The following is a 22,377-nucleotide window of genomic DNA, read 5'->3' on the forward strand; positions in this document are numbered from 1 at the left end:
ATTAACAATACCGGGTGAATCCCACCGCGAAACCGGGCCTCAACCTACTTTGTAGGTCTTCTGTTAGTTCAGAAGTTAACAGTGGAAGGTTGACCGGAAAGGGATAGCCCAAATCCTGCTAATTTAGCAAGGTCTGCAACTTTCCCCGATGTCTTTTTTAATATAGAACCCGGAATTTAACTGTCCCTTCGATTGCTTTTAAAGCCTTAATCACATCCTTGTCATATTGCTTGTCTATATCGGTAATAACATAACCGATCTTTTCATTAGTTTTTAAATATTGCCCCACAATATTTATGTCATGATCAAGTAGCACGTTGTTCATTTTTGCTAAAATACCAGGTTTATTATGATGGATGTGAATTAAACGATGTGCGTTTTCCAGGGTAGGTAATTGTAAATTCGGGAAATTAACACTATTTGTTGTACTACCTGTATTTATATACTGCATTATTTTATTCGGAACGAAATCAGCAATATTTTCCTGAGCTTCTAGCGTGCTACCGCCAATATGTGGTGTGAGGATCAAATTTTGAAGTCCAAGTAAATCAGATTCAAATGGTTCATCATTACTTTTTGGTTCTTCGGGAAAAACATCAATTCCTGCTCCTCTTATTTTACCAGATTTAAGGTTTCTTGCTAATGCTGGAATATCCACGACCTGGCCTCTGCTCAGATTAAGGAAGATGACTCCATCCTTCATCTGTTCGAATTGCTTGTCACTAATTATGTTTTTATTTTCAGGGCGCCCATCAACGTGTAAGGAAATCACATCTGCTTTACTTAGTAGTTCATGAAGGCTATTACATTTGGTTGCATTTCCAAGTGCGAGTTTTTCAACAATATCATAGTAATAAACATCCATGCCAGCCCCTTCAGCAAGTATTGAAAGTTGAGCGCCGATATTTCCGTAACCAATGATTCCCAGTTTTTTTCCTCTTATTTCATAACTACCACTTGCAGATTTGTTCCATTTCTGATTATGCATAGCAATATTCTTGTCAGGAATATTTCTCATAAGCATAATGATTTCACCGAGAGCCAATTCAACCACAGACCTTGTATTACTGTATGGAGCATTAAAAACAGCAACTCCTTTTTCAAGACAAGCTTCAAGATCTATTTGATTAGTACCAATACAAAATGCACCGACAGCGATGAGCCTGTTTGCGTTTTCAAGTACCCTTCTGGTGACATGGGTTTTAGATCTGATACCTAAAATAGAGACATTCTTTATTTTCTCACATAACTCGTCTTCATCCAGGCCTGCCGGATAAACTTCAACGTTATATCCTTCTTCTTTCATACTTTCAACAGCATCCTGATGAATATTTTCTAATAGAAGAACATTAATCCTGTTTTTAGGGTAACTAATCGCTGTATTCATGTTATTTAAATAAAGTATCTCATCTAAACTGGGAGCAATGTGATCAGCTTTTTCCAATACATTTCCCCGTTGAACATTTTCAGTAAACGCATAAAACTTATTTGCAAGACCGGAAGCTTTGATCTCATAATCGGTGTATCCATCGCCGATTACATAGATGTCGCCTTTTAAATTAAGGTTTTTAAGTAAATTAACTTTTCCGTTGTCTTTGGCCAATTCATTTGTTTCATCAAAACCGATAATATTACCATTTTCGTCATACCGGAACTCATTGGCATAAACATGCTCTGGTTTTACTCCCATTTCTTCTACCACCGGAATGATAAAGTCTTTAAATCCACTACTTACAATATAGATGTTGTCAGAATATTTATTAAAGAACTCCTGGTTTCTTTTAAAGCTTTTTGAAACTTCATTTTTTAACCTTTCAGATAGATCTTTGACATCATTTTTATCCGCATTCAGGAGCGAAATCCTTTGTTTAAGGGAATCTTCAAAACCAAGCTGACCGCTCATCCCTTTATCGGTGATGTCTTTGACTTTCTTTACTACACTTTCCTTGTTTTCATGATTTTCCAAGGCTATTTCTACTAGAAGATCAAGTCCTTCTACTTTAGTAAATGTACTATCAAAGTCGATTACAAAATTCTTCACAGGTTAAATATTTATCATTTTTACTGGTTGTACAAAAATAGAAATTATTTAACTGGTATGATAGTAATAATGCATTACTAAATGAAATTTGATTAATTGATAATATGATCAAAATAAAAGAATAGAGAATTTTCATATTGTTTAAAATTGATATGGGCAAATATTATTTTGATAATAAAACGAGTGTTCGTAATGAAGTTTTAGTTGTTGGTATGGGTTACTAATCCATGTTTTTTGGAATTTAACTTAAGACAGATTAAACCTTTTCTTTTAATCAGACTCTAAGAACCAAAAGAACAAATAACTTTTATTATGAAACTTAACACGCGAAAACTTCAATTATTATTTTTAGCAATTGCATTAGTGATGTCAATTACATCATGCCAGGAGAGCGAAACTGTAGATTCTACTGACCAAAAATCAGCTCTTTCAGCGGAAGGAGACTTTGAAGAACAATATATGGATCTTGACCAGGTCATTTATGACGCATTTGATATCAATGGGATGGGGCCAGCAAATGGCAGAGTAGTAGCTGTAGATAAGAATCAAACTACTTTAAAGTGCGCTCAAGTTACCTGGAATCATAATACAGAAACAGGAGAAGGAACTTTTACTATTGATTTTGGAACTGAAGGGTGCGAAGGTCCATATGGCAGAGTTAGAAAAGGTGTAGTTAATATTTCCTATACTGGAGGATACTGGGAGGCCGGATCAATAATTACGACTACAGTAGAGCAGTATTTTGTAAATGATATCCAAATAGAGGGCACGAGAGTAGTAGAAAATATTACCAACGGAGGAATGCCAACTTTTAAGATATCATTGACCAATGGTAAATTGACTTTTATGGATGGAAATGTAGCTACTCGAACTTCAACAAGATTTAGAATTTACGATTTTAATAATCTGGAAATGAAAATTTATGGAACTGCTAATGGAGTGAATAGATTAGGAACTTTTTACGATATTCAGGTATCAGCAGATTCTCCTATTGTTTTCGCTTACGGCTGTCAACCTAACGGAAAATATTTTCCAGTTTCAGGGGTGAAAACTATCTCCAGAGTGAGGGCTAACAATGAATTGAGTGATTTTGTTGTTGATTACGGCCAGGGAGAATGCGATTCTAAAGTTTTCGTTAGTACTGACAAATGGAGTGGAGAAATAACAATAAACTAAAATAATATTAAGTCATCTTTTAAAAAGCCGGCAAAAGCCGGTTTTTTTGTTTTAATTAAACATGGTCGTACTGACTACGTTTATAATTAGAGAATTTTAATTTAAAAAATTATCTATGAACCAATCTAACCAAGAGAAAGATCACTTTGAAAAAAATAGTCTTTCAGTCCCATCTACCCATAAAAAGCGGATAGTAGTTATCGGCGGAGGATTTGCCGGAATTAATTTCGTAGATAAGATCAATTCAAATGAATATCAGATAGTATTATTCGATCGATATAATTACCATACCTTTCAACCTTTACTCTATCAGGTTGCCACAGCAGGTCTGGAGCCAGATAGTGTTTGTGGCCCGCTAAGAAAGATATGCAAAACAAAAAAAGACCTTTATTTTAGAATGTTAAAGGTCCAGAAAGTAGATACAAAGGAGCGTAGGGTTTATACCTTACTTGGCTCAATAAAATACGATTACCTTGTGGTCGCCACAGGAGCAAAAACCAATTATTTCGGTAATAAAAATATTGAAAAGAATGCATTTCCTTTAAAGCAAGTAGTCCATGCTTTGGAATTAAGATCACAATTATTTCAATTATTTGAGAAAGCAGAATTACGTCGAGGTACTGACGAGGTAGATAAATTACTTACTTTTGTTGTTGTTGGAGGCGGTCCTACAGGAGTGGAAATGGCTGGAGCTCTTGCCGAAATGAAAAAGCACGTATTACCACATGATTACCCTGAGATCGATTTCAACAGGATGAAGGTTTATCTCCTGGAAGGCCTTGAAAGGCTGTTACCCGCTATGACTGAATCCTCATCAGAATCCTCTAAAAAATATCTTGAGACATTAGGAGTTGATGTCAGGCTTGAAACATTTATGAAAGATTATGATGGTAAGAAAGCTGTATTGGATAATGGCGAAGAAATTTATGCAGATACAGTGATTTGGGCTGCCGGCGTCATGCCAAATATTATTGAAGGCATTGAAGCTGATCAATTTAAAGGTAGATTTCATGTTGATGAATTTAACAGAGTTTATACCACTGAAGGACAGTCTACCTATGACAATATTTATGCTCTGGGTGATGTGGCTTATCAGGTAACTGAGCAATTTCCCGATGGATTACCAGGTGTTGCACCAGTGGCTATTCAACAGGGAGAATACCTTGGTAAAACTTTTAACAGACTCGCTAAAAATAAAAAGATCAGACCTTTCAATTATCTGGATAAAGGTACTATGGCCACTGTAGGGAGAAATAAAGCTGTTGCTGATCTTCCACTAGATATAAAACTTTCCGGATTTATGGGATGGATAACCTGGATGTTTGTCCATTTAATGTATCTAATTGGCTTTAGAAATAAAATGGTAGTTTTTGTTAACTGGATGTGGAGTTATTTGAATTATGACAGAGGAATAAGACTAATTATCAGGCCCGCGCAGAAAAACTGGGAAGAGACTGATGAGTTAATTGAAAAATCATTGCAATAAAATTAATTGGCAACCGGGAAACTTATAACAAACTTAGTTCCTTTTCCATAATTACTATTAAGATCAATTGATCCATTATGTTCTTGTATAATGGTATGAACAGTAGTCATTCCAAGACCGACTCCGTTGCTTTTATTGGTATAGAATGGGTCAAAAATATGCTCTTGTTCATCTATTGTCATCCCTTTTCCGTTATCTTCTAAAATAATGAAGAATTTACTATCAAATACATCACAAGAGATGCCTACTTTTCCCTCGTCGTGTTCAATAGCTTCTATGGCATTTAATAACAGGTTAGTGAAAGCCATCTCAAGTCGTTCTTCATTACCTATAATTCGCTTAGTTTGATTAGCCGGATCAAGGTCAATACCACATACTATATTTTTAAGTTGAATTCTATCCTTTATTGTATCAAAAGCATTAATTATAGTTTGTTCCGGATTTATTAATTCTGTTGAATCAATCTTTTCAGGATTAGACGATTTTAGAAGTTTATCTATTAGAAGATTTATTCTGTTTGTGTTTCTTTGGATCATATTAGTGTAAAGCACAAATTCATCGTCGTGATTTTGATTTGATTCTAATAGTTGTTCCAGGGCAAGATTGACATTTGTGATTGGGTTTCTGATCTCATGAGCCATAGCCCGTGCCATTCTGCTGGTCATAGAAAGCTTTTTAGCCCTATTAATAATCTTTTCCGCTTTTTTTGCAATGGTAGCATCATGGAAGAGTGCGTGAAAACCTGTAATGTTTTTCATGTTGTCCTTGATAGGAACCACATTTAATAATCCCTCCATTTTAAGGCTTTCATATTCAGCCATGACTCCCATTTTATCGATAGGTAGTCCAACCTTAATGGCATTAATGACTTTACTGACAATGTTAGCCGGGAAAAGGTCATCAAATTTGATTTTACCCGGTTTAGCTCCAGGGCCGAAAAGCTCTTTAAAAGCTTTATTTACCAGTTTTATATTTCCCTCAATATCAGCAACAAGAATTGGATCTAATGATTCATGAAAAAGATTTTTATATAGGACTTCTTCTTCCTGAATTTTAGAGCGATAATTGAGTTCATCAAAGATTTTTGAAAGAAATATTTTTAATAGTGTTGGATTGAGTTCATTTTCTTTTACTCCAAATTGTTTTTCTGAGAGCAAATCATGTTGATAATCTCCTATCAATAACCCTGGTTTTTCTATTTGATTTTTTATTATTGGATCGAGAAGATGATCAGATATATAAAAATCGTATTTCTGGTTTGGGTCAGAGGTTAGTTTGATATTATCTTTTTTTGCCCAGCTATTTATTATTGTATTTTCCTTTTCATTTAGAATTAACAGGCAGGTAAAGTTTTGATTTTTCATATATCAATCTGTGGCAAGATTAAAGTTCTTAAGTTTGTTGTAAAGCGTTTTTCTATCAATATTTAAGAGGTCAGCAGCTTTTGATTTATTATATCCTACCTTTCTGAGAGCTTGTATAATAACACTCTTTTCAGCTTCCATCGCTGCTGCTTTTAAATCTAAAGGCAGATTGTTCATGAAATTTTCTTCAGGAGGATCAGGGATATATTCGACAACCATTTGGGGAAGATGCTTTTCATGAATTTCTTCATCATTACACAATAAAACAGCTCTTTTGATGACATTTTTCATTTCCCGTAGGTTACCATGCCATTCATATCTGTTTAAAGCTTTCATGGCCTTATTACTTATTCCTTTTACTTCTTTATTAAGAGCTTCATTTGCTTGCTGAAGGAAAAAATCCGCAAATTCGGGAATGTCCTCCTTTCTTTCGCGGATAGGTGCCATGGTAATGGTAAATTCATTTAGTCTGTGGTATAGATCTTCCCTGAAATTTTCATCTGATATTAATTTTGAGAGATCTTCATTAGTAGCAACAATAATTCTAACATCAATATTAATGTTATCATTACTACCCAGCCTTTTAATTTCTCCTTCTTGTATTGCTCTTAGAAGCTTTACCTGGTTTTCGTATGAAAGGTTTCCAATTTCATCAAGAAAGAGGGTTCCTCCATCAGCAACTTCAAAAGACCCCATTTTATCATTTAATGCACCGGTAAAAGCACCTTTAATATGGCCGAATAATTCAGATCCCGCGAGATCTTCTGGAAGAGCACCACAATCAATAGCAACGAAATTTTGATCTTTTCTTTTACTATTTTGGTGAATAAGTCGAGCGGCAACTTCTTTACCAGTTCCTGTTTCCCCTGAGATAATCACACTTAGGTCGGTAGGGGCAACAAGTTTTATATGGTCGAAAACTGTTTTAGAATATTCTGAAGATCCCAGAACATAATCTTTATTAATATTAGTTTTTTTAGGAGTTTTTTTACTTTTAGATTTTTTTGAAGAAGGAGAATTTTTGTTCTTATCTTTTTTTTCTGAGGCAGACGGTTGTTTCTTCTTTTCCAGAGCTTGTTCAACTGATTGATATATTTCATCAGTATAGAGCGGTTTTGAAACATAATCTGAAGCGCCCAGCCTGATAGCACTTACAGCAGTTTTTACATCAGAATATCCTGTGATTATTAGTATAGCAATATCGGGATGAAAAATTTTTATTTTTTTCATTAAGGTGATGCCATCTTCATCTGGCAACCTCAGATCGATTAATGCAAGATCAATGTGGTTTGATTTTGAATATTCCACAGCTTCAGCTGCATTATGACAGGCATGGCAATTAAATCCTTTCTTCTCTAAAAAAGATGTGAGTATAGTACATAAATCCTGTTCGTCATCAACAATTAATATTGATTCGTTGGCCATATAATATTTTGGGAAATTTTATTTTTAATATAATTTTCAATCCTCTTTAACTACTTCAAAGATTTCTTTTTTGGAGAAAGGCTTAGGAATAAAACCATCAGCCATAGAATTTCTTAATTCTAATTCCCCGGGTATTTCTCTTGCACTTATTAAATATACAATAGAATCCTGGCTTTTACTTTTTAATTTATTAGCTAATTCATATCCATTTCCATCCGGTAAATTAATGTCAATGAATGCTATTGAGTCATTTTCTATCTCATCTATTATTTTCTCTGCCGTTTCATGTGAACTAGCCACAACAACTCTGAAACCTTCTTTTTTTAACATTGCAGATAACAAAAGGCATATATCCTGCTCATCATCTACCACCAAAACGCTTCTCCTTATATCCATTACAGCTCTGTTTATTTGTTAAAAAATTTATTAATTGTTGTTCAAACTTCATTCCGAATGGAACTAAAGCTTTCTACTGATATTATCTTAAAAAATCAGTATTTCAACAGACTGTTTTTCTACATATAATGTGTAAAAAAATCCCCACAATACCTATGAAAACTTAAAAAAAATGCTGGAAAACCATTTAAAACGGTATGGAATGATTTTTACACTGTCATAACTGAAAAAATAATTTTTTATGGAAAAGCACAGTAAAGAGATTAAGTTAATCACACATCATAAAAAGTCTTTCGATAAAAAAGCAATGGGGTATGCAAAGTTAACTCCAAATGCAGTTCAAGAAGTTAATCTGGATGAATCAAGCTTAACTCCCCGAATGATAAAAGAAATAGCAGATGATTTAGGAGTAGAAATTAACGATTTAATTGATAGAGAATCAGATCTTTTTAAAAATGAATATGAAGGAGTTGATCTTTCTGAAGATGATTGGCTTAAGGTATTGTCAGAGAAAAGTGAGCTTTTGAAAACGCCTATCGTACTGTCAGAAGATGAAAGTTTCATTGTAGATACTCCATCAAGACTTTTAGAATTCAGAGAAAAATATTTTAAAACAGAGACAAAATGACATCAAAAGAAAAATCAATAAAAGAGGTATATTCAGCAATTTGTCATTCCAAAACAATTTATGAGAAAGCTTCCGAAGCTGCGCATAATTCTTCACTGAGGAAAGATCTGAAAGAATTATCGCAGGAAAGAGAAGAATATGCCGATCGATTGAAGAAATATTTAGATGATAGAGGAATGAAGGTATCATCATCTACAAATTTTGATCTCGATTCATGGTATGAAAACCTTGAGATAACTATCAGTGACCTTTTTGTTGAAAAAAACACCCCAACTTTATTAAAACATGTTATACGGGCTGACGAGGTTTTAGATGAAACTATCGGCAAATGTCGAAAAGAAGTCGGGGCTGATTCAGAAGATGGTTTGATAGAAGAATTAGATGCTATAAAAGCCCATGTCAATCAGGAGATTGAAATCACTAAAGAAAGGCTAACACATTTTAGTTGGCCGTAATAGAACAATTTTTGATTATTAATTTAAAATATTAACAATATGAAACGCATACTTGTACCCACTAATTTCACGAAAATAGCCAGGAGAGGTCTTGATGCAGCAGTTAGAATAGCTAAAAAGCATAACGCTGAAATCTACCTGGTACACTTTTTTCCTGCTTCTACTGATTCTTTTACAGTAACGGGTGATACTTCGCTTCATCAGGGAATGACTGAAGCGGATCGCTACAAGGCTGAGATAATCAGATCAAGCAACAGGCGTATGAATGAAATGATTGATTCATATTCTGAAGAAGGAATTAAGATTGTTCCACTGCTTAATGAAAACGGTTTCCGCGCTGGTATAGAACACGTATGCGAAAATTACGAAATCGATATGATCGTTATGGGTTCAAGTGCTGAGCGTACTTTCGTGGAGAAATTTAAAGGAAATCATGCGGAACGAGCAGTTGAGTACGGACATTGTCCTGTACTGATAGTGAAAGAAAATTTGCCTGATAAAAAGTTTCAGCGAATTATGCTGACTTATGATCTAAACAATCATGATCGCGAAGTTATCATGAAAGCAAAAGATTTCGCTGATTCATTCGGAATGGAGATCTATTTGATTCACATTTATGATAATCCGGATAAATCGGAAAAAGAGATGGAAGAAAAATTACAGAGATTTGCCCATGATCATGATTTGAAAAATTGCAGAATTGTAAGTTACTATCATAAAGATACAGCTAAGGGAATAGCCCTTGCCGCAAAAGAATTAAAAGTAGATACAATAGTATTGTTATCGAATCACCATAATTATTTATCCCGGTTCTTTTTAAGTACAACAACCGAGGAAGTTTTGGAAGATGCCAGTCAATATATTATGGCAGTTCCAAATGTTATTCACCAATAAATTATTTGAAACCTAAAATTTAATTACACTATGGACGAAAATGTAAAATTAGTAGCAGGATTTATTGTAGGAGCTATGGCTGGTGCAGCCGCAGGACTACTTTTAGCACCTGAAGCCGGTGATAAAACTAGAAAAAAACTTGCGAAAGAAGCAGAAGGTTATAAAGATAAAGCTATGACTGCTTTTAATGGTAAATTAGATGAACTAGCCACTTCAACAAAAGATTTAGTCGATACAGCTAAGAAGTCGATTAAAAGTTAAGAATTTGTAAAATTCAAAAATTTAAGTGTTGATGAAAAGTGAAGAAATAACTGAAAAGAAAGTATACAAAAAGTTAGGGTATGACAGCAATGATGCTGATGAAATGGTTAAAGCCATGAATTCCGCTCTTGCCAATTATCATGTATACTATCAGAAACTCAGAAATTACCACTGGAATGTAACTGGAGAAGATTTTTTCGATCTCCATGAAAAATTCGAGGAACTCTATAATCAGGCAATTATCGATATAGATGATATAGCTGAAAGAATTAGAGTTTATGGTAAGAAACCAATGAGTTTGTTGAAAGATTATCTTGAAGTTTCTGAGATCAAAGAAACAGGAACAGATCTTTCATCCGATGAAATGCTAGCAGATATACTCCATGATATGGAAATTATGCTGGGATATTTTGTCGATGCTGTAAATGAATCAATTGAAATTGGTGACCTTGCAGGTGAAAGGATGTTCAATGAAATGATCAAATTCTTCGAGAAAAAGCATTGGATGCTTACATCTTTTGCTACTAAATGATCTTTCTTCTAAAGAACAAAAGGGTAATCCTAATTGTGGGATTACCCTTTTTTTAATTTATATCAAAAATTATTTTTTAATTTTCACAACATCATCCTCATCTAGATCAAGCATTTTTGTGACTTCTTCATAGTTTGTTAAATCTACCTTGGCAGAAGCAAATTCGGCTGGAATTACTACAAACCTGAATATCTGATTATCTAAATATTCTACTGGAAGATTGTTCATTTCTGATGGAATATCACTATCCATATAAAATATTACTTCATTGATGCTATATTGAAAGTTATACACAAAATTAGGCTCTTCCTGATAAACAAATTGAGGTAATGCTCTCCAGTTATCTACGCCATTATCAGTATTCCACAATATATAAGCTACGATAATATCCGATTCAAATATTTCAAAATCCAATGGAATATCAAATGGAACCTGCCAACCATCTTCTTCAAAAAAACTAACAGGTTCAGTTTCAAAAACCTGAGCCAACAGCAAGCCGCCTTCCGGACCTTGTGGACCTTGAGGTCCCACGGGTCCTCTTGGTCCTTCACAAGCACTGATTACTAAGAATAATACTGGAATAAATAATTTAATAATAGTTTTCATAGGCTTAATATTTAGTTATAAATAATTTACCAATAATCAGGCCAAAAAATTAGAGTGAAGGCTTTTTTTATGAGGCTACTATTTAATTTTAACTTTAAAATCAGGTTAAATTTGTAATGAAAGGGTGGGTAGGGAGGTGTGTAAAGTTTTCCCCGTTTGATGTTTAAAGGCTAAAATAAAGTGAGTAAAAAGGATTGAAATTTATATTATGGGATAAGAACAAAGGCAGGATAAACCTGCCTTTTTGTTATTTTCTATTTTTAATAATTTTTTCAACTACACCAGGATCGAGTAGGGTAGAGGTGTCACCAAAGTTGTCTGTATTACCTTCTGCAATTTTCCTCAATATCCTTCTCATAATTTTACCACTTCTGGTTTTAGGCAATCCCGGTACAATTTGAATTTTATCCGGTTTGGCTATCGGGCCAATAATATTGGCAACCATATCCCTGATTTCATTGGTGAGGTTTTCTTCCGTCCTGGTGGAAAGGTCTGCAATAACATATGCGTAGATTCCTTGTCCCTTGATGTCATGGGGATAACCAACCACTGCTGATTCTACTACTCTTGGATGCTCATTGATTGCATTTTCGACTTCAGCAGTACCCATTCTGTGACCTGAAACGTTAATCACATCATCAACACGTCCTAAAATTCTGTAATAACCATCATGGTCTCTTTTTACTCCATCGCCGGTGAAATAAAGCCCTTTGAATGAACTAAAGTATGTTTGTTTGCATCGATCATGGTCTCCATAAGTGGTTCGTAACATTCCTGGCCAAGGGAATTTGATACATAAGTTTCCTTCGACACCGTTACCTTTTAATTCATTTCCGTCATTATCTACGATAACAGGCTGAATGCCAGGAAGAGGTAGAGTTGCATAGCTAGGCTTATTAGGAGTGATACCAGCTAAAGGAGATATCATAATTCCACCAGTTTCAGTTTGCCACCAGGTATCTACAATCGGGCAATTAGTTTTTCCTATATGAGTATGATACCAGTTCCATGCTTCTTCATTTATAGGTTCTCCCACAGTACCAATTACTTTCAAAGAATCCAGGTTGTGTTTTTTTACAGGTTCCAGACCATGAGCCTGCAGTGCCCTGATCGCGGTGGGAGCAGTGTAAAACTGGTTCACTTGATATTTATCTACGATTTCCCAAAAGCGTCCTGCATCGGGCCAGGTAGGTACTCCTTCAAACATTAACGATGTAGCACCTGATAATAAGGGGCCATACACGATATAGGAGTGACCTGTAATCCAACCAACATCTGCAGTACACCAGTAGGTATCTCCCTGCATATATTGAAATACGTTTTGAAAGGTAAATGCAGTCCAGACCATGTACCCACCACAAGTATGAACAACACCTTTAGGCTTACCTGTAGATCCTGAAGTATACAAGATGAAAAGCAAATCCTCTGCATCCATTTCTTCAGCCTCACATTCTTTTGACTGTCCATCAATAGCATCATGCCACCAGAGATCTACATTATCATTCCATTTTACTTCCTGTTCAGTCCGTTTATATACGATTACTTTTTCTACCGAAGAAGTTTTTTCCAATGCTTCATCTACAACATCCTTAACAGGAATCTTTTTTGTACCACGGAAATTGCCATCTGATGTCAAAACCATTTTTGCCTTGCAATCATCAATTCTGTCTGCAAGTGATGAGGAGCTAAAACCAGCAAAAACAACAGAGTGTACAGCACCTATTCTTGCGCAGGCTAACATTGCGATTGCTGCTTCAGGAACCATTGGCATATATATAATTACCCTATCTCCTTTTTCAACTCCCTGTGCTTTCATTGCATTGGAGAACTGGCAAACTTGCTCGTAAAGGTCTTTATAAGTCAGGACACGATTATCTTCTTTGGGATCATTGGGCTCCCAGATAATTGCAGGCTTATCTTTCATTGTGTAAAGATGCCTGTCCAGAATATTTTCAGTAATATTTAATTTTCCATCGACAAACCATTCAATCTTCGGCTCATCAAAATTCCATTTTAAAGTTTTAGACCACGGTTTTTTCCAGTAAAACTCATCAGCTATTCTACTCCAGAATTGCTCCGGATTGATGATGCTTTTCTGGTATTCATGAATGTAACCGCTTAATGTTTGGATTTTCATGGTTGTTATTTGGTTTTTTATTGTTAATCGTAACTAAGAATCTAAAGAATCTATCAATTATTAATTTATGGTATTTTTAATAAATTACCATAGTATAATCGGAATCCTTTATTATTATAATTCCAACTTTTAATTTAGGAAGATTTAATTTGTTTTTTCTTTTTGATAAAAGAAAGCCCGGTGGGAGACAGAAATAAGAAGGTAATATTAATTGACTAAGGAATCCTTATTTTTAAAGTAAGGATCTGATAAAAAAGATTTGGAATACTAAAATATCAGTTTCGAAAGCAAAGGAAATAATTTAAAATTAAATGTGACGCAGAATTGACTGACACTTTAATTCTGTTTCTTCAAATTCTTTTTCAGGGTCGGAATCGATGGTCACGCCTGCGCCTGCATAGGTTAAAATATGTTCTTTATAAATCTTAGCACACCTTAAATTGACAAAAATATTAGTTTTGTCATTGATGTTTACAGGTCCCATAAATCCTGCGAATAACTTTCTGTTTATTGGTTCGTGATCTAAAATGAATTGTTCAGTTTCATTTTTAGGCATTCCGCAAACAGCTGAGGTAGGATGAAGTAATTCTAGCATTACCTGACCAAGTTCAGGGAAGTTGATTTTTTCCATATCAATTTTAAAACCAGTCATTAAATGAAAAAGGTTTCCTGATCTGATAGTTTTTGGTCCTTCTTCTTCAAATTCCCGTACTCTGATTTTTTTGAGGCAGTTTATAATGTATCGGCTGACTAGAGCCTGTTCTTCAATTTCTTTTGTCCTCCAAAGAACATTTTTTAGTTCTATGTCATCCTGGGCTTTCTGTGTGCCAGCAAGAGACATTGTTTTGAAAGTTTCTTTGTTATCTACCTCTATTAATGTTTCTGGTGTCGCACCGATCCAGAGCCCTTCATCGGGTAAATAAATCAGGTTAATCATTCCGTTGGGAAATGATGTTTCTAAACGACAATAGAGATCTGCAATGTCAAAATCATCTGGTAATTTCGTGTATTTAGCTCTTGATGGAACTACCTTTTTAAATCTTTCATTTCTAATTTCTTCGATACACTGATTAACATATTCGATATATTGAGTTTTGTCTTTTTCAGCAGAGATTAAAGTAGAAGGGGAGGGTAGTTCTTCTAAAAACACCTTTTTTGGCTGATCAAATAGATATCCTTCCAGCTCTTCTTCCCCCGAAATAATATTGTTCAGGGTAAATTTATCGTTTTTGAGTTCGCATGTCAGATGGAGATCAGCCGGAATATATTTTAGATTTTCAAAGGCATCATAAAAAGGTGCAGAGATATAGCCTGGTTTAAGCTGGTTTAGATTATTATGGTCAATTAGCTGGTGGTTTTTACTTGCAACCAGGTGGATTGTGCGTGAAGCGGGAAGGCGATAAATAGCCAAGCCATAGTTGTTTTCTATGCAATAATTCAGCGATAGATGAATTATTCTATCGATTTCCAGATCTTTACCCAATTCCGCTTTTTGTTCCATAATTATTTGTTGATCACCGCTACTGTCAGTCTGCTTACACAAACTAATTTCTCTTCTTCGTTTTTAATTTCAATAGACCAAATATGTGTTTTTCTTCCCACATGTAAAGCTTTTACTCTACCATATACATATCCTGATGTAGCAGATCTGATATGATTGGCATTAATTTCTAAACCTACACTATATTGTTTTGTTTGATCAATAATAAGTTGAGAGGCCATGCTGCCTAGAGTTTCTGCCAGGGTAACAGATGCACCACCATGTAGAAGTCGCATAGGTTGAACTGTTTTATCATTTACAGGCATTTTAGCTTCAAGAAATGATTCAGTAATTTGCGTGAATTCAATACCTATAGTTGAAATCATTGTGTCCTGAATTTGTTGATTCAGGTCCTGGATTTTAATATCGGGGTGAAATAGAGAAGTCAAGAAATAAAAATTTAATTTGCGGTAAAAATAATTAAAAAAATTGAGCACTAAAACCATTTATATAATACGTCACGGCGAAACTGATTATAATAAGAATGGAATTGTCCAGGGGAGTGGGATCAATGCCTCTTTAAACGAACAGGGGGTGGCACAAGCTGAAGCATTCTTTGATCACTATAAAGACTCAGGTTTTGAGAAAGTTTATACTTCAGATCTGGTCAGAACTATTGAATCAGTAACCGGATTTATTAATCTAGGTATTGATCATGAAATTGTAGAGGATCTACGCGAGATCAACTGGGGTTCAAAAGAGGGTAAAAAAGTTTCAGTTGAAGATAAATCAGATTATGCTAATCTCATAAAAGAATGGTATAATGGGAATACACATCTGAAATTTGACAAGGGCGAAAGTCCAGAGGAAGTCAGGGAAAGGATGTCGCGGGGATTTAATAAAGTTTTAGAGGGGAATCATTCAAAAGTTCTTGTTTGTACTCATGGCAGGGCAATGCGAATATTACTGAGCCATTTGTTAAATTATCCACTTTCCTACATGGATATATTCAAGCATGGGAACTTACAATTATATAAGGTGCTGTATTACAATAACAGGTTCAGATTGCTTAAGAGTAATGATTATGAGCACCTTAAGGGGTAATTATTGCTCGTTTTTAATTTCCCTGGAAATCAAATTAGCTTCATACTCAATTGATTCCTGGTATGGGTAATTGTTGTATTGCTTTGTTTTATTAATAAAGAATTTTGCCTTGTTCGAATTGCCTTTTTTTAAATAAATTCGAGCTAGTTGTATGCAGGAGTTAGGAGCGTAATACCAATTATTATCTTTCTGATTATCGATGACATCGAGATAAAAAGTTTTAGCTTGATCAATCTTTTCTGTATTGTGAAAAAAACGGGCTTTTCTATACACCCATTCAGTTTGGTGTTCTCTATTTATGAACTCCGGATCCTTGTCAATTAAATTTTGAGCCTTTTCATTAAATCCTCCATCAGTAGCAAGCCTGAGTTTCCAGATTAATTTATAATTATCAGAGTCAAAATCGAAATTCTTCAAATATTGAATCGCATACCGGTCGGCTTCTGTTTTTTCACTATATACATTTACCTTAGATAAGAACTTTTTTCCTTCTTCGGGTTGATCATTTAAATAAAAAGAAAGGAAAATATTCAAGTTAGCAGCCGACAGATATTCATCAGATGATTGTTTATTCCTGAACCTGTTAAGATATTTTCTAGCCAGAACGTAATCTCCTTTTCTCAAATATGTTTCTCCTATCAGAAAGTGAGCCGCAGGGAATAGTTCAAATACATCATCATTAAACTTTGTGATGTTTTCAAGAATGACATTTCCACCTCTGGCTTTAGAGTTACTTATCAAGAAAACAATCAAAGCAATATTAGAATCCAAGTTCAATTCCCCTGCTTTTTCTCTAGCCAAAGCCTGATCTTGAAAAAAGTAGTTAGCAATGAATGGATAAATTAACCGGGCTTCCTGGCTTTCAAAGCTATCTTTATCTTTGGCAGCTTGATCAATAAGTTTGATTCCAGTTTCTTTACTTCCGTTAAGGCCCAGCAGATCTAATATCCAGGCATATTTTTTAGGAACTGAAGATAAAGTTAGATGCATCAATCCTCCCGGCAGAGCATATTTATCATTTTGATTTTTATTATCCTCATAAATAGAATAGGCTTTTCTGAAATTCCTGAAAGCAGAAAAGTTATTTTCATATCTTGCCTCTATCATTGAAATTAACAGATATGCTCTGCATTTAAGGTATTCTGATGTGCCAGGTTTTTCAATGAAATCCTCTATTTCTTCAATGATCTTTTCTGCTTTTTCTTCTTGTGGATTTAATAAAACTTTAATTCCATCAGAATATAGTTTTTTATATTCAGTAGGCTGATCATTGTTAAGATCAAGAAATGAGTAGTCGGATTGAGATAAAGAAACGAAATCAAATAAAAAAAACAGGCATAACCATAAAAGGTATGCCTGTTTTGTAATATCGATAAATTTGAAAAACACTTTTAAGACTTTTTCTTCGTAGTCTTAGTTTTTCTCTTAGTTGTTCTTCTTTTTGGTTTTTTGATGGTATCAGACTGGAATTCAGGTTCATCATCAACACCGGCAAGAATTCTACCACTATGTTCGTCGATGATTAATCTTTTTCGTTCTCTGATCTCAGCAATTTTTTGTGGAGGAATAACGATGTTACATCCTTGAGCAGCGCCATTCTTTACAGTTACAACGGCAAGACCATTGGTAAGGTGTTTACGTAGTCTCTCGTAATAACGATATAGATTGTCTTCAATATCTTTTACTGCTTTTTCTCTGTCTTTGAGTAATTTCTTTTCGTCTTCCTCACTTTCAGAAGTTAAAGCTTCAAGTTCTTTCTTTTTTTCCTGAAGATCTGCTTCTTTATCCTCGATTAGAGCTGTAGTGGTTTCTATTTCAGATTTAACCTGCTCTATTTTGTTCGAAGCTTCTTTGATCTTCTTATCGTGAACCTGGATCTCTAATTCCTGAAGTTCAAGCTCTTTAGTGATCGCATCATATTCGCGGTTATTACGAACATTGTTCTGCTGATCTTTATATTTAGTAATAAGAGCTTCTGATTCTTTTATTCCAGATTTTCTTTTGTTGATTTCTGCTTCAAGCTCTTCAATTTTAGCCTCTTGCTTAGCTTTTCTGGTTTTTAAGCCTTCCAGATCATCTTCAAGATCACCTACCTCTTCAGGAAGTGCCCCTCTGATTTTCTTGATTTCATCTAATTCTGAGTCTATTGTTTGAAGCTTGATTAAAGCGTCTAATTTTTGAGCTACTGTACGTTCCATTTATAGATAATTAACCGGATTCGAATTAAATTCGGATAAATTGAATGCAATATTAGTGAATTTTTTATATAATTTCTCTTTTATTAATTCTTTTGTAAATACTTCACTTTCGTAGTGGCCGATGTCAGCGATAATAATTTTGTCTTCCGCATCAAAGAATTCATGATATTTAAAATCCCCGGTGATGTAAATATCGCAACCTGAACTCTTTGCCTTACCCAATAAAAAACTACCGGCTCCGCCACAAAATCCAACTTTCCTTACTTTATTATTAACGAGACTAGTATGCCTGATTGTTTTTAAATTTAATTTTTCTTTTAGCATTAACAAAAATTCCTTCGAATCCATTTCCTGTTCGAGAGTACCTGTCATACCCGATCCTGTTTCCTGATTAACATTCGAAAGATCATTTATATAGTAAGCCATTTCTTCATAGGGATGTGCATTTTTAGCGGCATTGAGAATATTTCCACTCAAATGCTTTGGTAGAAGTACTTCTATTCTTTTCTCTTCTACTTTCTCTAATTTGCCCGATTCACCGATATAGGGGTTGGCATTGTCTGTTGGTTGGAAACTACCAGTTCCTTTTACAGAAAAACTACAATTTTTATAGTCACCAATCTGACCAGCACCTGCTTCACCCATGGCTGTTAACACTTTTTCTGCATGCGATTCAGGTACGAAAACAACCAGCTTTTGTAAGTTGTCGCTTTTAGGTTGAAGTATTTTCAAATTGCTTAAGCCAATTTTCTCAGCTAATTTAGCATTCACACCTGTAATAACATTATCAAGATTTGTATGGATTGCATAAATGGCAATATCATTTTTGATCGCTTTTATGACAGTTCTTTCCACGTAATTTTTTCCTGTAAGGCTTTTTAATCCTTTAAAGACAATTGGATGATGGGCAATAATAAGATTAGCGCCTTTTTCTATGGCTTCTTCAACTACCTCTTCAACACAATCCAGGGTAATCAGAACATTTTTTATTTCATCTGAAGGATTACCAACAATTAACCTGCTGTTATCATAACCTTCCTGAAGTGAAGGAGGAGCCCAGGACTCTAAATAATTGATGACATCTTTTATTTTCGTCATATTGTAAATACTTTGCAGTTGATTTCAAAACTACAATATTTTAATTGCCATACCCAATGATGTTAAAGCATTTGCTCTGGCCATTTGCACTAATTTACGGATTGATTACTAAACTTAGAAATCATCTTTTCGATATCGGATATTCCAGATCTTTCAGGTTTGATGTCAAAACGATTGGAGTGGGTAATTTATCGGTCGGCGGTACTGGAAAAACTCCGGCAGTAGAATATTTGATTTCCAAATTTAAAGATAAGGAGAAAGTTGCTACATTAAGCAGGGGGTATGGCAGAAGAACAAAAGGGTTTTTAATAGCTGATTATCGAACTACTGCGATCGATATTGGAGATGAGCCGTTGCAATTTTATTCAAAGTATGGGGATGAAATCACTGTGGCAGTGGATGAAGAACGAATTCACGGTATACCGGAAATACTATATCACAGACCTGAAACATCTCTTATTTTATTAGATGATATATTCCAGCACAGGCACGTAAATCCTGAATTTCTTATATTGTTAACCACTTATGATAAGCCCTTTTTTGATGATTACATTCTTCCGGTAGGAAGATTAAGGGAATACAGATCAGGAGCTAAAAGAGCAGATGTTGTTCTCGTTACAAAATCTCCCGGGCAAATATCAGAGCAAGAGAAAAGCCATTTTAAAGACAATATCCAGAAATATACGAAAGAAAAAGTCCCTGTTTTTTTTACTACAGTGGGTTATAGTGAGCCAGTAAATGAAAAGGGGGTGATAAGGCCGTATAATCATAAAGCTATTCTTGTAACAGGATTAGCAAATCCGTTTCATTTTAAAAAACATTTGGATGGAATTACAGAAATCCAAAAGCATTATAATTACCCGGATCATTATAATTTTAAAGCTTCAGATGTTAAAAGTTGGCTGGATTATTGCGAGAAAAATAGCATTTCAGATATTGTTGTGAGCGAAAAAGACTGGATGAGGATTAAACCGCATACTATTGATGTAAATGCTGAAAATGTGAATTTCGTGATTCAACCTATCTCAATGATGTTTATAGATAGATCAGAAGAAGAAGAATTCCTCGGTTTATTAGATTTCAGAATAAATGGGCTCAATAAAGGATAATTTTTATAGGGTAGTTATGCACCGATGGTTATTTTTGCCAACAGTTATGAGATTGGGGAAATTTATTTTTTTATTAATTCTTATTTTTCAGGGATATGATTCCTACTCACAAATCCGTACTCCTAGAGGTAGTGGAATGGGAAGAGATGAATATTTCGATTTAAACGAAGATACTGTATCAGTTCCTGAAGAGGATGATGGAAAGCTGCAGCTTGATTCTGCCAAAAATCCTTATGGACCTTTCACTCTATATTACATTAAAGCTGAGGATGTCAAGAATAGTAAAGATATTCATTATAGGATAGATACAACACTGGGTAACTTTGGCAAGTTTGAGATGCTCGAAATAATGAATTACGAGGCTCAGAATTTAGGTAACATGGCTACTGCGATTTTTGAATTGTATCCAGAATTACCGTCTACCCCAGGTTTGCGATCTGGCTTTACTGCATATCAACCTTATATACGGACTCCATATGAACAAAGATTTTTTAATACCAAAGGGCCTTTTACAGAAGTAGAAGTGTTGTTTGGTGGAGGTAATCGTAATAAAGTTGACATCGCCTTTTCAAGAAATGTCAACGAACGATTTAACCTTGGGTTTAATCTATTCAGGATTGCGGCGGATAAGAATCTTGGCCCTGTAAGACGGTTTGATAATCAAGCTGTTGGTATTGCTTATGATATAAATGCCAATTTTATCAATAAAGATAGCACCTATAGCTTTATGACCAGGATATTCCGGCATTCTCATAAAGTGGCCGAGTCAGGTGGTGTATTAAATTTTTTAGATGGAAACACGGCTCTTCAAGGCTTAAATGACCAGTCAAGTATCTCTCCGGCCCTTCAGGGAGCAGGTTCAAATTATAGGGTTGCGAATGGTTATTTATTGCAAACATTCAGGCCAACTGGTATTTTGAGATTTTATCATGAGTTGGAATATAACCAGGAGCGGAATACCTTCACAGTAGAGCCTTCAGATGGAAACCTGGCCTCCGGTTATTTTAATGATATTTATCTTGATGAGGAAAATACTTATGACAGAGTGTTTTTCACCACCCTGAAAAATGAAGCTGGACTCACGGGAGGTACAAACAGAATTTTTTACAGAGCCTTCTTTAAGCATAGATATCTGAAGATTGATTCTGAGCAGATTAATGGTGTTGCTACCAGAAATGAGTTGTTTCTTGGAGGATATCTTTCTTACGATTTAAATCAGCGAAATAAATTATCAGGTACAGTAGAATATTTGCTTGGACAAACCTATAATATTGATGCATTACTTGAAACAGATTGGATAGACGCCGGTTTTAAAAGAATCACCTATAAGCCTGATTACATTTTTCAGAAGTATCTTGGAAATCACAGAGGCTGGGAAAATAATTTTGATGACGTGTCTGCAGATAAATTGTATGGCAAACTTAAAATTAAACTTGGGGAACAGCTGATTGCTCCATACGTAAGTGTCAATAATTACAATAATTATGTTTATTATTCCGCCGATACTCTGCCAGCACAATTTTCAGAAAGTTTTCAGGTATTGAATGCAGGGTTGAGCCTTCAATTCAGAGTTTTTAAAAATATAGGGATTGATTTAGATGGTAAATATTCAATAGTATCAGATAATGCTTCTGAAGTGTACAGAGTGCCGGATTTATTTGGTAATGCTTCTATTTTTTACCAAAACTCTTTATTTCAGGGGTCGCTTCTTTTAAGAACCGGGTTCAGCGCAAACTATCGTTCAGGATTTTACGCAATGGCCTACGATCCTGCAATTCAAAGGTATTTTATCCAAAATGCCTATATGAGTAAAGATTATATAATCGCAGATTTTTTCGTAAATTTTCAAGTAGATCGCTGGAGGTTTTCACTTAAGTTAAAGCATTTTAACCAAGGGTTTATAAATGATGGGTATTATATAACTCCAGCATATCCTTTGCAAGGAAGAGTATTTGACTTCGGAGTTAGCTGGTTGTTTTTTGATTAA

The 22,377-nt window shown here is 34.7% G+C and carries 21 protein-coding genes; 10 read left to right on the forward strand and 11 right to left on the reverse strand.

Going from position 1 to position 22,377, the window contains the following annotated elements; translation table 11 throughout:
- Nucleotides 1–157: 157 nt before the first annotated feature.
- Nucleotides 158–2,041, reverse strand: a complete 1,884-nt coding sequence (gene serA, locus OO013_RS15365; RefSeq protein ID WP_266057813.1) for a phosphoglycerate dehydrogenase — start codon at nt 2,039–2,041, stop codon at nt 158–160.
- Nucleotides 2,042–2,353: 312 nt separating this feature from the next.
- Between serA and OO013_RS15370 the strand changes: the two genes are divergently transcribed.
- The gene (locus OO013_RS15370; RefSeq protein WP_266057814.1) at nt 2,354–3,217 is read left to right on the forward strand and encodes a hypothetical protein; all 864 of its coding nucleotides are present in this window, start codon (nt 2,354–2,356) and stop codon (nt 3,215–3,217) included.
- 115 nt (nt 3,218–3,332) lie between these two features.
- Nucleotides 3,333–4,703: an NAD(P)/FAD-dependent oxidoreductase gene (locus OO013_RS15375; protein WP_266057815.1), complete on the forward strand. Its 1,371-nt coding sequence runs from the start codon at nt 3,333–3,335 to the stop codon at nt 4,701–4,703.
- A 2-nt stretch (nt 4,704–4,705) separates the two neighbouring features.
- Here OO013_RS15375 and OO013_RS15380 read toward each other — a convergent pair whose 3' ends face one another.
- From OO013_RS15380 to OO013_RS15390, 3 genes are read right to left on the reverse strand one after another with little or no spacing between them, the layout of a single operon-like run.
- Nucleotides 4,706–6,067: a two-component system sensor histidine kinase NtrB gene (locus tag OO013_RS15380; protein ID WP_266057816.1), complete on the reverse strand. Its 1,362-nt coding sequence runs from the start codon at nt 6,065–6,067 to the stop codon at nt 4,706–4,708.
- Between the two features lie 3 nt (nt 6,068–6,070).
- Nucleotides 6,071–7,492: a sigma-54-dependent transcriptional regulator gene (locus OO013_RS15385; protein ID WP_266057817.1), complete on the reverse strand. Its 1,422-nt coding sequence runs from the start codon at nt 7,490–7,492 to the stop codon at nt 6,071–6,073.
- Nucleotides 7,493–7,528: 36 nt separating this feature from the next.
- Complete coding sequence (locus OO013_RS15390; protein ID WP_266057818.1) at nt 7,529–7,888, reverse strand: response regulator; 360 nt, start codon at nt 7,886–7,888, stop codon at nt 7,529–7,531.
- 241 nt (nt 7,889–8,129) lie between these two features.
- On the opposite strand from OO013_RS15390, the gene OO013_RS15395 reads away from it, so the two are divergent.
- From OO013_RS15395 to OO013_RS15415, 5 genes are read left to right on the forward strand one after another with little or no spacing between them, the layout of a single operon-like run.
- Nucleotides 8,130–8,516: an arsenate reductase family protein gene (locus OO013_RS15395; RefSeq protein WP_266057819.1), complete on the forward strand. Its 387-nt coding sequence runs from the start codon at nt 8,130–8,132 to the stop codon at nt 8,514–8,516.
- Nucleotides 8,513–8,971 (forward strand): hypothetical protein, encoded by a 459-nt coding sequence (locus OO013_RS15400; RefSeq protein ID WP_266057820.1) that lies wholly within the window; start codon nt 8,513–8,515, stop codon nt 8,969–8,971. The genes OO013_RS15395 and OO013_RS15400 overlap by 4 nt, the downstream gene beginning before the upstream one ends.
- 39 nt (nt 8,972–9,010) lie before the next feature.
- Entirely contained in the window at nt 9,011–9,865 is an 855-nt protein-coding gene (locus OO013_RS15405) for a universal stress protein (protein ID WP_266057821.1), read from the forward strand.
- A gap of 30 nt (nt 9,866–9,895) precedes the next feature.
- Nucleotides 9,896–10,126 carry a YtxH domain-containing protein gene (locus OO013_RS15410; RefSeq protein ID WP_266057822.1) on the forward strand — a complete coding sequence of 77 codons (231 nt, stop codon included), beginning with the start codon at nt 9,896–9,898 and terminating at the stop codon, nt 10,124–10,126.
- A 31-nt stretch (nt 10,127–10,157) separates the two neighbouring features.
- Entirely contained in the window at nt 10,158–10,658 is a 501-nt protein-coding gene (locus tag OO013_RS15415) for a Dps family protein (protein WP_266057823.1), read from the forward strand.
- Nucleotides 10,659–10,727: 69 nt separating this feature from the next.
- On the opposite strand, the gene OO013_RS15420 is transcribed toward OO013_RS15415, so the two are convergent.
- The 4 genes from OO013_RS15420 to OO013_RS15435 all read right to left on the reverse strand — a co-directional run bounded on the left by OO013_RS15420 (nt 10,728) and on the right by OO013_RS15435 (nt 15,267).
- Nucleotides 10,728–11,264, reverse strand: coding sequence for a hypothetical protein (locus OO013_RS15420; protein ID WP_266057824.1), 537 nt, complete (start codon nt 11,262–11,264; stop codon nt 10,728–10,730).
- 247 nt (nt 11,265–11,511) lie between these two features.
- The gene (gene acs / locus OO013_RS15425) at nt 11,512–13,422 is read right to left on the reverse strand and encodes an acetate--CoA ligase (protein WP_266057995.1); all 1,911 of its coding nucleotides are present in this window, start codon (nt 13,420–13,422) and stop codon (nt 11,512–11,514) included.
- 286 nt (nt 13,423–13,708) lie between these two features.
- Entirely contained in the window at nt 13,709–14,902 is a 1,194-nt protein-coding gene (locus OO013_RS15430; protein ID WP_266057825.1) for a chorismate-binding protein, read from the reverse strand.
- Between the two features lie 2 nt (nt 14,903–14,904).
- A complete protein-coding gene (locus OO013_RS15435) occupies nt 14,905–15,267 on the reverse strand; it encodes a hotdog fold thioesterase (RefSeq protein WP_266057826.1) in 363 nt (120 codons plus the stop codon).
- Nucleotides 15,268–15,370: 103 nt separating this feature from the next.
- Here OO013_RS15435 and OO013_RS15440 point away from each other — a divergent pair, with 103 nt between their 5' ends.
- Nucleotides 15,371–15,985: a histidine phosphatase family protein gene (locus tag OO013_RS15440; RefSeq protein ID WP_266057827.1), complete on the forward strand. Its 615-nt coding sequence runs from the start codon at nt 15,371–15,373 to the stop codon at nt 15,983–15,985.
- On the opposite strand, the gene OO013_RS15445 is transcribed toward OO013_RS15440, so the two are convergent.
- From OO013_RS15445 to OO013_RS15455, 3 genes are read right to left on the reverse strand one after another with little or no spacing between them, the layout of a single operon-like run.
- Entirely contained in the window at nt 15,986–17,374 is a 1,389-nt protein-coding gene (locus tag OO013_RS15445; protein WP_266057828.1) for a tetratricopeptide repeat protein, read from the reverse strand.
- 2 nt (nt 17,375–17,376) lie between these two features.
- Nucleotides 17,377–18,183, reverse strand: coding sequence for a zinc ribbon domain-containing protein (locus OO013_RS15450; protein ID WP_266057829.1), 807 nt, complete (start codon nt 18,181–18,183; stop codon nt 17,377–17,379).
- Entirely contained in the window at nt 18,184–19,281 is a 1,098-nt protein-coding gene (locus OO013_RS15455; RefSeq protein ID WP_266057830.1) for a Nif3-like dinuclear metal center hexameric protein, read from the reverse strand.
- A 56-nt stretch (nt 19,282–19,337) separates the two neighbouring features.
- Between OO013_RS15455 and lpxK the strand changes: the two genes are divergently transcribed.
- Together lpxK and OO013_RS15465 are read left to right on the forward strand one after the other, a co-directional pair.
- Nucleotides 19,338–20,390 carry a tetraacyldisaccharide 4'-kinase gene (lpxK, locus tag OO013_RS15460; protein ID WP_266057831.1) on the forward strand — a complete coding sequence of 351 codons (1,053 nt, stop codon included), beginning with the start codon at nt 19,338–19,340 and terminating at the stop codon, nt 20,388–20,390.
- Entirely contained in the window at nt 20,371–22,377 is a 2,007-nt protein-coding gene (locus OO013_RS15465) for a putative porin (RefSeq protein ID WP_266057832.1), read from the forward strand. The genes lpxK and OO013_RS15465 overlap by 20 nt, the downstream gene beginning before the upstream one ends.

The sequence above is a fragment of the Mangrovivirga halotolerans genome (assembly GCF_026241165.1).
Lineage (GTDB): Bacteria > Bacteroidota > Bacteroidia > Cytophagales > Cyclobacteriaceae > Mangrovivirga > Mangrovivirga halotolerans.